The organism is Pseudomonas fuscovaginae SE-1, from assembly GCF_000364705.1.
GTDB classification, from domain to species: domain Bacteria; phylum Pseudomonadota; class Gammaproteobacteria; order Pseudomonadales; family Pseudomonadaceae; genus Aquipseudomonas; species Aquipseudomonas fuscovaginae_A.
Window position 1 is genome coordinate 1 of sequence record NZ_AQOH01000369.1, and the last position, 11,981, is coordinate 11,981.

Consider the following 11,981-nt stretch of genomic DNA (forward strand, 5'->3'; position numbering starts at 1 on the left):
CTGCCGCGGCGACAGCTTGCCCAGCAACGCTTTCTGCGCGGGCGTGGCCGCGGCATCGACCCGCACGGAGAACGGCTCGCCCAGTTCGTCGGTCAGGCCACGGAAGATCTGGCTCGGATCGCGGCCGGTGCGCGAGGTCATTTCCGCCGCCAGCAGGCCCGGAATCAGGCCATCCTTGTCGGTGGACCAGACCGTCCCGTCCTTGCGCAGGAACGATGCGCCCGCACTCTCCTCGCCACCAAAACCCAGGGAACCGTCGAACAAGCCGTCGGCGAACCACTTGAAGCCCACCGGCACCTCGTACAGACGGCGGCCCAGGCGCGCCGCCACCCGGTCGATCAGGCCGCTGCTGACCACGGTCTTGCCCACCGCCGCGTCGGCGCGCCATTGCGGGCGGTTCTGGAACAGATAGTCGATCGACACCGCCAGGTAGTTGTTCGGCGCCAACAGGCCGCCGGACGGGGTGACGATGCCATGGCGATCATGGTCGGGGTCGCAGGCGAAGGCCACGTCGAAACGCTCCTTCAGGCCGATCAGGCCCTGCATGGCATGACTGGAGGATGGGTCCATGCGGATCTTGCCATCCCAGTCGACGCTCATGAAGCGGAAGGTCGGGTCGACCTCGGTGTTCACCACTTCCAGGTTCAACTTGTAGTGATCGGCGATCGCCGACCAGTAGCGCACGCCGGCACCGCCCAGTGGATCAACGCCCAGGCGCAGGTTGGCGCTACGGATGATATCCATGTCGATGACATTGGCCAGGTCGGCGACATAGCTGTTGAGATAGTCGTGACGGTGAGTGGTGGCAGCCTTGAGCGCACGCTCGTAGCTGACGCGCTTCACGCCGGCCAACTGGTTGCCCAGCAGCTCGTTGGCCTTGGCCTCGATCCACTTGGTGACGTGGGTGTCGGCCGGGCCGCCATTGGGCGGGTTGTACTTGAAGCCACCGCTTTCCGGCGGGTTGTGGGACGGGGTGATCACCACGCCATCCGCCAGGCCGCTGGTACGGCCGCGGTTGTAGCAGATGATCGCGTGGGACACCGCCGGCGTCGGGGTGTACTCGTCGCCCTGGGCGATCATGGTTTCCACGCCGTTGGCGGCGAACACTTCCAGGGCACTGGCACCGGCGGGGGTGGACAATGCATGGGTATCGATACCGACGAACAGCGGGCCATCGATCCCCTGGGCCTGGCGGTACAGGCAGATCGCCTGGCTGATGGCCAGAACATGCCACTCGTTGAAACTCAGATCGAAGGAATTGCCCCGATGCCCCGAGGTACCGAAGGCGACACGCTGGGTGGCGATCGTCGCATCGGGTTGGCCCGTGTAGTAGGCCGATACCAGTCGCGGGATATCTACCAGCAGCTGTGCCGGTGCCGGTTTGCCCGCAAAAGGACTGAGTGTCATGCAAAACCTCTGGAAATGAAGGGTACGGGGAAAAGCGCGCAGTTTACTGGCAGTTCGACACCGCCGGTAAGCTATCTATCCCATGGCGGGAAAGATTTTTATGAGAGGCGCCCCTTGGGCAAAGAGGCGCGGGAGGGAGAGTCGTGCGACGGGACAATGGCGTCAAAACGCCCTTGCCCGCTCCTGTTGATGGCCGGCGCCCTGGCTGTATTGCAGGTCGTGGCGCAGCTTGGCGATGAGCTCCGAAATGGCGCGGCTGCTATCGAGCTTCGAAGCACTGATACCGGTGACCATCAGGTCCACCCGTTCGGACTTCCTGTCGAACACCTTGATGGTGAGGGATTCATCCGCCCCCACGCTGCACTGGCAGCGCGTCGGCAGAAAACTGCTTTCGATGATGTTGCGTAACTCAAGCGACGATAGCGATAGCATGGCGACTCTCTCCGTTATATGAGACTGCCAGTTTCGTTGCCGGGACAGTCACCGACCACCCGCGGGTAATTCACGCATCACAAGCCCAACACGAGCCTCCGCCCTGTCCTATCCTGAAAGGCGGGAGCCTCGTCACAGACTAGGCCGTTTCCCCCGCGCCCGTGAGCGCTGTTCGTCCGACAGGCACACCGCTGGTCGGTTTAATAGCGAAATGCCGCTATCCAGGTGACGAGAAAAACCCTTTGCGAAGGCGCCATTTGCCCTTATCTTGGCCAGTTGTTTGCGGATCCGCTGGGAAACAGCGCGAGCCATCAGAGCCGTATCATTCCACCGAGGGCACCTTCCCTCCTGACCCAGGGCACAGAAAGCTCATGAAATCGACGACCATCGCCGCCACCTTCCTGCTGGCCATGACCACTGCCGCCAGTGCGGTCGCCGCCGACAAATCGGACCTGGCGCCCTTTCCCAAGGCCGAAGACGGTTTCACCCGCACGGTCATCCGCGTACCGAAGATGACCAAGGACTCCGACCACCGGGTCGAAATCATCGCCGGCAAGATCCTGCCCGTCGACTGCAACCAGAAGCGTCTGAGCGGCGACCTCGACGAGAAGAACCTGGAGGGCTGGGGCTATTCCTTCTATCGACTGGAAAGCATCAGCGGCCCGGTGTCCACCCTCATGGCCTGCCCGCCCGGCACCAAACCGAAAAAAGACTTCGTTCCGGTGGTCGGCAGCGGCTACATGCTGCGCTACAACAGCAAGCTGCCGCTGGTGATCTACGCGCCGGACGACGTGCAGATCCGCTATCGGATCTGGACTCCGTCCAAACTGATCAAGAAGGCCGTCAGCGAATGACCCAGGGAGCCGGCCGATGATCACCTGCCACGTCAAATACGTCATCGATCCGTATCAACTGGCCGAGTTCGAGGACTACTCCAGGGCCTGGATCCGTATCGTCGAACGCCTGGGCGGCACCCACCACGGCTACTTCCTGCCCAGCGAAGGCGCAAGCAACATCGCCTATTGCCTGTTCAGCTTCGGCTCGCTGGCCGAGTATGAACGCTACCGCCAGAAGGCTCTGACCGACCCCGAAAGCACTGCGCTGGTCGCTTCGGTGGTCGAGAAGAAGTTCATCCTCAGCTACGAGCGCAGCTTCATGCGCCCGCTGCTGTCCTGAATCCCTGGGGCCCTGTCATGCAGGGACCGCCTGCGGCCTGCCCAGGGCCGCCCGCTCGACGACGTGGCGCAGGCTGTCGAAGTTGATGTTGGCACCGGAGTTGATCGCCACCAGCGTCTGCCCCCGCGCGCCGTCACGCGCCACGTACTTCCTGATCCCGGCCACGGCCAGCGCGCCCGACGGTTCGGTGATGGAACGGGTATCGTCGTAAATGTCGCGGATGGCGCTGCACAGCTCATCGTTACTGACCGTGATGACCTCGTCGACATGCCGCCGGCAGATCTCGAACCCGTACGCACCGATCTGCGCCACCGCCACGCCGTCGGCGAAGGTGCCGACCTGGGGCAACACCACCCGTTCGCCCGCCTGCAGGGCCATCTGCAGGCAGTTGGAGTGCTCCGACTCGACGCCGATGATCCGCACCTGCGGCCGCAGGTACTTGACGTAGGCGGCGATCCCGGCGATCAGGCCACCGCCACCGACCGGTACGAAAATCGCGTCCAAGGGCCCCTGGTGCTGGTTGAGCAATTCCATCGCCACCGTGCCCTGGCCGGCAATCACCTCGGGATCATCGAATGGCGAGACGAAGGTGTAGCCCTTCTCCCGCGCGAGCGCCAGGGCATGGGCCAGGGCGAAGGGAAAGCTCTCGCCATGCAGGACCGCGGTGGCGGCGCGGCTGCGTACACCCTGCACCTTGAGCTCGGGCGTGGTGGTGGGCATGACGATCGTCGCCTTGATCCCCAGGGTACGTGCGGCCAGGGCCACGCCCTGGGCATGGTTGCCCGCCGACGCGGTGACCACGCCGCGGCTGCGCTGGGCTTCGCTCAGTTGCACCAGCTTGTTGTAGGCACCGCGGATCTTGAAGGAAAAGGTCGGCTGCAGGTCTTCGCGCTTGAGCAGCACCTGGTTGCCCAGGGCATCGGACAACGCCGGAGCCGGCTGCAAGGGCGTGCGGATCGCCTGGTGGTAGACCGGTGCCGCAAGGATCTTGCGGACATAGCGGCCCAGCAGTTCGTCATCGGCGTTGGAGGATTGGCGGGCTTTGTCGGGGTTCATCAGGCTCTCCGGGTTGGCGCTGGGCCTCGGAGGCAGAAACAACAAACCCGCCTCGGAGGCGGGTTTGGGAAACAGGTGCAGCTCAGCCCGCCAGATAAGGAATGGCGATAATAATAATGCTTGGCTGAGGCAGAACGTGGGCGTAGGACATTTCCTGAAACTATCCGGGAGCGGCGACCAAGTCAATGGGAAAAATTCGCCGTGGCTTGCCTGCAATATACGAAACATATACGCTTCGTATATCCATTTCCCGAGAGAACCTCATGGGCATCGTCAAGATCTCCGATCAACTGCATGAGCAGATCCGCATGGCCAGCGCCGCCATGGATCGCTCGATCAACGCCCAGGCCGAATTCTGGATCAAGCTCGGCCTGCTGGCCGAACTCAACCCGCAACTGGGCTATAACGAGCTGGTCAATCGCCTGCTGCTGAACCGGGATGATCTCATCCGGGGACGCAACTGATGTCGGTCGGCCTGATCAAGAGCGAAGCCGAACTGGCGCTGATGCGCGAGTCGGGGCGCCTGCTGGCCCAGGTTTTCAGCATGCTCGACGGCCTGCCCATGGCCGGCCTGTCGACCCTGGAACTGGATCGACGGGTCGAGACCTTCATCCGCCAGGAGTTGCTGGCCCGCCCGGCGAGCAAGGGCCAGTACGACTACCCCTACTCCATCAACACCTCGATCAACGAAGTGGTGTGCCATGGCATGCCCGATGCCCTGGCGATCCTGCGCGAGGGCGATATCGTCAACATCGACATCACCCTGGAAAAGAACGGCTTCATCGCCGACTCCAGCAAGATGTACCTGATCGGCGCCGTCAGCCCCAAGGCCCGGCGCCTGGTGGACAAGACCTTCGAAGCGATGTGGGAAGGTATCCGCGCGGTCCGGCCCGGCGCGCGCCTGGGCGATATCGGCCACGCGATCCAGAAGCATGCCGAGAGCAATGGCTACAGCGTGGTGCGCGAGTATTGCGGACACGGGATCGGCCGGCAGATGCACGAGGAGCCGCAGGTGCTGCACTTCGGCCGGCGGGGTACCGGCCTGGTGCTGCGCGAAGGCATGGTCTTCACCATCGAACCGATGCTCAACCAGGGCAGCCCCCGCACCCGCGGCCTGAAGGATGGCTGGACCGTGGTCACCGGTGACGGCAGCCTGTCGGCGCAGTGGGAACATACCGTGGCCGTGACCCGCGACGGTTTCGAGGTGCTGACCCAGCAGCCATGACATCAGTACCTCGAGGCCGTTTCCGCTGTACGCCATGCCCTGGGGAGACCCACGATCATTGGCCAATCGCCGATCAGCACCCAAACCTACCGCCATGACCACCTGACAGGTGTACACCGCCCTCCTGCAGGAGCCGGCTTGCTGGCGATCCGCCGTAGGCGGCCATTCAGCGAGTTCAGCAGCGCCTGCCCCACCACTCTCGCCAGCAAGCCGGCTCCCACAACACCGCTCAGGTGACGCGGTCCACCTTCCCCGCCAGGCGCCTGAGCCCCACCACCATCAACCCCGCCCCCGCCAGCATCGCCAGCAGGAACAACGGGTAGGACACCCACCACGGCGTGCCGGCGGTCATCATGCTGAACTCCGACATCCCGCCGATGCTGGCGATCAGGTTCAGCGGCAGGAACACCACGTTGATCAGCGTCAGCTTGCGCAGCAGGCCGTTGGTGCTGTTGTTCATCAGGTTGCCACGGGCATCGATCAACCCGGAAAATACATTGGAATAGATTTCCGCCTGCTTGTAGCACTGGTTGTTCTCGATGATCAGATCGTCGATCAGGCTGATCGCCTGTTCGCTGAAAGCCTGCTTCTGCGCGTGATTGCGCAGCCGCGTCAGCACCGCGCCGTTGCTGTGCAGGGCATTGATGTAATAGATCAGGCTCTCGCTGAGATTGAACATCTGGATCAGGTGGCGGTTTTCCATCGAGGCGTAGAACTTCTGCTGCAGCTCGCGGGCAACCATCTTGATCACTTTCAGGTGTCCGAGATAGTGATGGATGTTGTTGAAGAGCATCTCCAGCAACACGTCGAGCGGCGTGTCCAGCGCCTTGTGGCTGCCCAGGCCGTCGAGCTGCGCGGCATCGGTGGCAATCACCAGCAGGCGCTCCTCGCACAACAGCAGACCGCAGGAGGACACCTCGAAGGCCAGGCTATCCACCGCCGAGTCATTCAGTGGGCGCTTCCAGATCAGGAACAGGTTGTCCGGGTGGAACTCGATGCGCGAGACCTCGTCCGGGTCCAGTGCCGAGGCCAGGGCATGTTCGTCGAGCTTGAAATGGCTGTGCAGCAGCTCGCGCTCGCCCGCATCGGGGTTGCAGAACAACATCACCGCGGCCTCCAGGTGCCGGACCGGCTGCAAGCTGCCGTGCTGCAACTCGAAACTTCTGATCATCGCCCTCCCCTACCAGGCCTGTCCGCGACGCTTGAGCTCCAGGCGCCGAACGAACTCCTCGAGCACCAGCCCGTACAGGTCATCCTGCAGGTAGGCATCCTCGATCCCGGCATCCAGGTTGGGGTTGTCGTTGACCTCGATCACCACCACCTTGTCGTCGGACTGCTTGAGATCGACCCCGTAGAGGCCGTCGCCGATCAGGTTGGCGGTCCGCACCGCGAGGTCGACCACCGCCCTCGGCGCCTCGTGAATCGCCAGGGTGCGGCATTCGCCATTGATGTCCTGGCCCTTGGCCTTGTGGTTGTAGATCTGCCAATGGCCCTTGGACATGAAATACTGGCAGGCGAAGATCGGCTTGCGGTTGAGCACACCGATGCGCCAGTCGTACTCGGTGTAGAAAAACTCCTGGGCCAGCAACAGCACCGAGTGCTCGAACAGTTCGGCAGTGGCCTCCAGCAACGCCTGCCGGCTTTCCACCTTGATCACGCCCCGGGAGAAACAGCCATCGGGGATCTTCAGCACCAGCGGGAAACCCAGGCGTTCCCCCACCCGCTCGAAGTCCTCAGGACGCTCCCTGTACAGGATCTCGGTCGCCGGCATGCCCAGGCCATGACTCTTGAGCAGGTCGGCCAGGTAGACCTTGTTGGTGCAGCGCAGGATCGACGTCGAGTCGTCCATCACCACCAGCCCTTCGCTCTCGGCCCTCTTCGCGAACCGGTAGGTGTGGTTGTCGACACTGGTGGTCTCGCGGATCAGCAGGGCATCGTATTCGGCGATCCGCCCGTAATCCTTCTTGCCGATCAGTTCGACGTCGATCCCCAACCGCTGACCGACCCGGATGAAATTTTCCAGCGCCCTGGCATTCGAGGGGGGCAGACTCTCCTGGGGATCATGCAGGATCGCCATGTCGTAGCGGGCCAGACGGCGTGAGCGCGGCAGTCGCCAGATCCGGCGACTGAAGCCGTACAGTGCCTGGGCAAAATGATCTTCCTGATCTTCACGCAACTTGTGCAAAGTTCCGGCCTTGACGCCCTCTACATGCCAACCGTTAGTCTTTCTGAACTCGACCAGCAATATCGGACAAGGAAATACTTCAAATAACTGCCGGGCAAGTTCCTGCAATGGCTCGATAACCGTGTTGCCAAAATACAGCGTCAGGGTAAACCCTTCGGTATCACGATAAAGATGATCGCCCAGTGCCTTTCCCAGAGTCTTGTCCAGATCATCCAGGGCCAACCCGTAGAGGGACTTGCGGGTCAGCTCGCTGATGGTTCTCACCGACGGAATGACCCGATGCCCACGCGCCTCGGCCAGCAACGAACAGTAGTAGCCGTGGCCCAGGTACTTGTAGCTGCGGCACAGGTTGATCACCAGGACACGCTTGCCCGGCTCGCCGGCCCGGGATTGCTCGAGATACTCCTGGGCCGTGACGATATCCTCGCTGGGAAAATAGGAAGCCCAGTCCTCGCGGCGCTCGACAATAATGAGCAGTTGGCTGGCCGGGTTATTCGACAACGACAAATAAGTATCTGGGGATATTGCTACCGGAAAACTTTGGCCGGATACTTCGCGCCAATCACCTTGCACCGCTGACATAGAAATGGATCCGTTGAACAAGACACTTTCTATTAAGCACGATGTTTCGGGAAAGTCCCGTTTCGTTACGCAACTTTTACGGTGGTTATATGGATCTTGTCTTTCGCCCGGCCACAACCGATGACCTGCCCGCCCTGCTGCAACTGGAGGAGCACTGTTTCACCAGCGATCGCCTGACCGCGCGCAGCTTCCACTGGATGATCAATCGCGCCCATGCCCGGTTGATCGTTGCCCAGCAGTCCGACGCGCAACTGGCCGGCTATGCCCTGCTGCTGTTCCATCGCGGGACGTCCCTGGCGCGCCTGTACTCCATCGCCATCGCGCCCCACGCCCGAGGTATCGGCCTGGGCAAGCAACTGCTGCAACACAGCGAGGCCTGTGCCCTGGAGCACGATTGTGCGTACCTGCGGCTGGAGGTGCGCACCGATAACAGTGCGGCGATCGCCCTTTACGAACACAGCGGCTATCGCCGGTTCGGCCTGATCAACGACTACTACGAAGACCATGCCGATGCCCTGCGCCTGGAAAAGCGCATCCTGCACCATCCCGCCAGACGCGAGGCCCAGGTGCCCTACTATGCCCAGACCACCGAGTTCACCTGCGGCCCGGCCTGCCTGTTGATGGCGATGGCCGCCTTACAGCCAGAGCGCCAGGCCACGCGGCGCGAAGAGGTGCAGCTGTGGCGCGAGGCGACCACCATCTTCATGACCTCCGGCCACGGCGGCTGCAGCCCCCAGGGTCTGGCGCTGGCCGCCTGGCGGCGCGGTTTCGCGGTAAGCCTGCAAGTGAGCATCGAGGGCCCCCTGCTACTCGACGGCGTACGCAACGCGCATAAAAAGGCCGTCATGCGTCTGGTGCATGACGGCTTCGAAGAGGAACTGCGCGCGACCGATGTCGAACAGGTGCTCGCTGGCGCCCTGGACCTGCCCCGCCTGCTGGCGACCGGCGGCAAGCCACTGGTATTGATCAGCAGCTACCGCCTGACCCGCTCCAAGGCGCCGCACTGGGTCATCGTCACCGATTGCGACGAAGAATTCGTCTACCTGCATGACCCGGATGTCGACCACAGCCAGCATCGCCAGCCGCTGGACTGCCAGCACCTGCCGGTCAGTCACGGCGAGTTCGACAAGATGAGCACCTTCGGCCACCGCAAACTGCGGGCCGCGGTGACCCTCTACTCCAGGCCGACCTTGTAGAGGGCTCCATCATCGGCATCGGTCAGCACATACAGGTAGCCATCCGGCCCTTGGCGGACATCGCGTACCCGCGACTTCAACCCGCCCAGCAGGCGCTCCTCATGCACCACCTGGTCGCCATCGAACTGCAGGCGGATCAGTTGCTCGGCGGCCAGCGCGCCGATGAACAGGTTGTGCCGCCATTTCGGGAAGCGGTCGCCGTCATAGAAGGCCATGCCGCTCAGGCCCGGAGACTTCTCCCAGACATGATGGGGCGCCACGGTACCCTTGACCGTCTTGCCCTGGGCCTCGGGAATGGGCTGCCGCGAGTAGTCGATGCCGTGAGTCGCCAGCGGCCAGCCGTAATTTTTGCCGCGTTCGATGATATTGATCTCGTCGCCGCCACGGGGGCCGTGCTCATGGGTCCACAGGGTGCCGGTCCAGGGGTTGAGGGCGGCGCCCTGCTGGTTGCGGTGGCCGAAGGACCAGATTTCCGGGCGTACGCCCTGCTGGCCGACGAAGGGGTTGTCGTCGGGCACCCGGCCATCGGGGAAGATCCGCACCACCTTGCCCTGCAGCTTGTCCAGGTCCTGGGAGGTCGAACGCTGGTTGTTTTCACCGAGGGCGATGAACAGGTAGCCATCGCGGTCGAACACCAGACGCGAACCGAAGTGGTTGCCTTCCGAGAGCTTGGGTTCCTGACGGAAGATCACCTTGAAGTCGAGCAGTTGCGTCAGGTCGGCCGACAGTCGCCCTCGCCCTACCGCGGTGCCGGCCTTGCCGCCGGCGCCACCGCCTTCGGCATAGGACAGATAGACCAGACGGTCCTCCTTGAACGATGGCGACAGCACGACGTCCAGCAAGCCGCCCTGGCCCTTGGCCCAGACCTGGGGAACGCCGCCCAGCGGCGCCGACAGCTTGCCGTCGGGGCTGACCACCCGCAACCGCCCCGGCCGCTCGGTGACCAGCAGGCCCTGCTTGTCCGGCAGGAAGGCCAGCGCCCAGGGATGCTGCAGGCCGCCGACGATCTGCGTGGCGGTGACCGGTCCCAGTTCTGAGTCGAAGGTCTGCCCAGCGGCCAGGGTCGGCTGCAGCGGCAGGCTCAACAGGACACTGGCACACAAGGCGGCTATCAGATTTTTTCGCAACATGGACAGTTCCTTACGAGAATAAAGAAGGGCCACGGCAACGTTCAACGCTGCGTGTTCGGACTGCGGGTGCCCGGCTGGATCGGCACCGCCATCGGTGCCTGCTGCTGGCGCGGATAGCCGTTGCCGATGGCGCCGTTCTCAAGGGTCGAAGGACGTGGCGTCGGCAGAGTGTTGGGCCCGCGCACTGGCGGTGTGCTGGGCTCGGAACCCTGGCGGCTGTTCGGGTTGGCGCGCCGGATCGGACTGTTGTAGGGGTTGTCGCTGTTGGGCAGGTTCTGCGCCAATCGCACCGTGGAGAGGCGCAGGCCCTCCTGGGGGGCCGCAACGGCAGGAACGGCGATACTCAACAAACCGGCCGCCAACCAGGGAGCCAGGCCGATTACCATTGTGTTCATGACGCTTCTCCTGAACTGATATCTCATTCCCTTGATTGGATAGCACCCTGGCACGCGGGTTCGAACCTGAGGGAAATTTCATATGACAGAATGCTTCAGCGCTGCGCGCCGACGCCCTCCCGGCGAAAAGCCACAGCCCAACCCTCAAGCCTACGCCCCTTTGCCGCCGCGCGTAACCTGTCAATGTTGACAGTTATCCGCCCGGATTTTTTCCGCTATAACGCACAGACAACACCCATCCCGAGTGCATGGGGCCCTCCGGATGCGTCGTGGTGACTTTGCCCTGTCCTTTTCCCAAAGGATGAACGCAATGATCCGACACGACCTCGCCCGGACCTGCGCCCTGCCCCTGCTGGCACTGGTGCTGCAGGACACCCGGGCCGCCTGCGACCTCACCCCGACCGCCGGCGACGATTCCTTCGTCTGCGACAGCGGCACCTCCTCCGGCGTCGTCGACACCCAGGGCAACAACAGCCTGGGCATGCCCTATCCGGGCACGGGCACCATCACCGGCGACGTGGTATTCGGCAATGGCAACGACAGCGCAACGATGGTCAGCGGCACGATCGATGGCAACCTCGATCTGGGCGCTGGCAACAACCGCTTCACCATGAGCGGCGGCACGCTGCGTGGCACCCTGACCGGCAGTGCCCAGGTCAGCATGAGCGGCGGCTCGATCGGCCGGGTCGACCTGATCCACGACAACAACCACTTCACCCTGCTGGGTGGCGCCATCCAGGGCAATCTGGTCAGCGAAGGCGCCAATGACATCGTCACCGTCACCGGCGGCACCATCGGCAGCTTCACCCAGACCGCCGACATCGTCACCAGCGGTGGCAACAACCAGGTGCTGATGAGCAACGGCACGGTCTATGGCGAGGTCCACATGAGCGCCGGCGACGATTACTTCAACTGGCGCGATGCGGGCATCATCCACGGCAAGATACTGTTGGGTGCCGGCAATGACCGCGCGCTGATCCAGAACCTGAGCGAAGCCGCCCTGTCCTCGACCCCGTCGCTGGACGGCGGTCTCGGCAATGACAGCCTGGTATTCGAGAACAGCAGCCCCGGCACCGGCGGACGCTATGTGAACTGGGAATCGGTGGGGCTGACCCGCAACTCGGCCATGACCCTCAACGACAGCCTGGTCCTCGGTGACAGCGCCAGCGGTAGCGGCAGCCTGAACATCGAGGCCGG

Annotated in this window: 12 protein-coding genes and 1 pseudogene; 6 read left to right on the top strand and 7 right to left on the bottom strand. The window is 63.2% G+C overall.

Annotated features, from left to right (window positions below; all coding sequences use genetic code 11):
- Both K675_RS0128840 and K675_RS0128845 read right to left on the bottom strand, forming a co-directional pair.
- The coding region (locus K675_RS0128840) for an alpha-D-glucose phosphate-specific phosphoglucomutase (RefSeq protein ID WP_017906931.1) at positions 1-1,407 on the bottom strand (1,407 nt) is incomplete at its 3' end.
- A 162-nt stretch (positions 1,408-1,569) separates the two neighbouring features.
- Entirely contained in the window at positions 1,570-1,839 is a 270-nt protein-coding gene (locus tag K675_RS0128845; RefSeq protein WP_017906932.1) for a DUF1652 domain-containing protein, read from the bottom strand.
- A 371-nt stretch (positions 1,840-2,210) separates the two neighbouring features.
- On the opposite strand from K675_RS0128845, the gene eco reads away from it, so the two are divergent.
- Both eco and K675_RS0128855 read left to right on the top strand, forming a co-directional pair.
- Positions 2,211-2,693, top strand: coding sequence for a serine protease inhibitor ecotin (gene eco, locus K675_RS0128850; protein ID WP_017906933.1), 483 nt, complete (start codon positions 2,211-2,213; stop codon positions 2,691-2,693).
- A 16-nt stretch (positions 2,694-2,709) separates the two neighbouring features.
- Positions 2,710-3,015 carry an NIPSNAP family protein gene (locus K675_RS0128855; RefSeq protein ID WP_017906934.1) on the top strand — a complete coding sequence of 102 codons (306 nt, stop codon included), beginning with the start codon at positions 2,710-2,712 and terminating at the stop codon, positions 3,013-3,015.
- A gap of 15 nt (positions 3,016-3,030) precedes the next feature.
- Here K675_RS0128855 and ilvA read toward each other — a convergent pair whose 3' ends face one another.
- Positions 3,031-4,071 (bottom strand): threonine ammonia-lyase, biosynthetic, encoded by a 1,041-nt coding sequence (gene ilvA, locus K675_RS31590; protein WP_017906935.1) that lies wholly within the window; start codon positions 4,069-4,071, stop codon positions 3,031-3,033.
- A 263-nt stretch (positions 4,072-4,334) separates the two neighbouring features.
- Here ilvA and K675_RS0128865 point away from each other — a divergent pair, with 263 nt between their 5' ends.
- The gene (locus K675_RS0128865; RefSeq protein ID WP_017906936.1) at positions 4,335-4,535 is read left to right on the top strand and encodes a ParD-like family protein; all 201 of its coding nucleotides are present in this window, start codon (positions 4,335-4,337) and stop codon (positions 4,533-4,535) included.
- Positions 4,535-5,296, top strand: coding sequence for a type I methionyl aminopeptidase (gene map, locus K675_RS0128870; protein ID WP_017906937.1), 762 nt, complete (start codon positions 4,535-4,537; stop codon positions 5,294-5,296). Before K675_RS0128865 ends, map begins: the two co-directional genes overlap by 1 nt.
- A 229-nt stretch (positions 5,297-5,525) precedes the next feature.
- Here the strand turns inward: map and K675_RS0128875 are convergent, their stop codons facing one another.
- Both K675_RS0128875 and K675_RS0128880 read right to left on the bottom strand, forming a co-directional pair.
- Complete coding sequence (locus tag K675_RS0128875) at positions 5,526-6,467, bottom strand: magnesium transporter CorA family protein (RefSeq protein ID WP_017906938.1); 942 nt, start codon at positions 6,465-6,467, stop codon at positions 5,526-5,528.
- 9 nt (positions 6,468-6,476) lie between these two features.
- Positions 6,477-8,063, bottom strand: a complete 1,587-nt coding sequence (locus K675_RS0128880; protein WP_026145623.1) for a RimK family protein — start codon at positions 8,061-8,063, stop codon at positions 6,477-6,479.
- An 89-nt stretch (positions 8,064-8,152) separates the two neighbouring features.
- On the opposite strand from K675_RS0128880, the gene K675_RS0128885 reads away from it, so the two are divergent.
- Positions 8,153-9,259, top strand: coding sequence for a GNAT family N-acetyltransferase/peptidase C39 family protein (locus tag K675_RS0128885; protein WP_017906940.1), 1,107 nt, complete (start codon positions 8,153-8,155; stop codon positions 9,257-9,259).
- Here K675_RS0128885 and K675_RS0128890 read toward each other — a convergent pair.
- Both K675_RS0128890 and K675_RS0128895 read right to left on the bottom strand, forming a co-directional pair.
- Positions 9,238-10,389, bottom strand: a complete 1,152-nt coding sequence (locus K675_RS0128890) for a PQQ-dependent sugar dehydrogenase (protein WP_017906941.1) — start codon at positions 10,387-10,389, stop codon at positions 9,238-9,240. The two genes, K675_RS0128885 and K675_RS0128890, sit on opposite strands and share 22 nt — an antisense overlap.
- A gap of 41 nt (positions 10,390-10,430) precedes the next feature.
- The gene (locus K675_RS0128895) at positions 10,431-10,784 is read right to left on the bottom strand and encodes a hypothetical protein (RefSeq protein ID WP_017906942.1); all 354 of its coding nucleotides are present in this window, start codon (positions 10,782-10,784) and stop codon (positions 10,431-10,433) included.
- A gap of 310 nt (positions 10,785-11,094) precedes the next feature.
- Between K675_RS0128895 and K675_RS0128900 the strand changes: the two are divergent.
- Positions 11,095-11,981, top strand: a pseudogene (locus K675_RS0128900) (autotransporter outer membrane beta-barrel domain-containing protein); the annotation flags it as partial.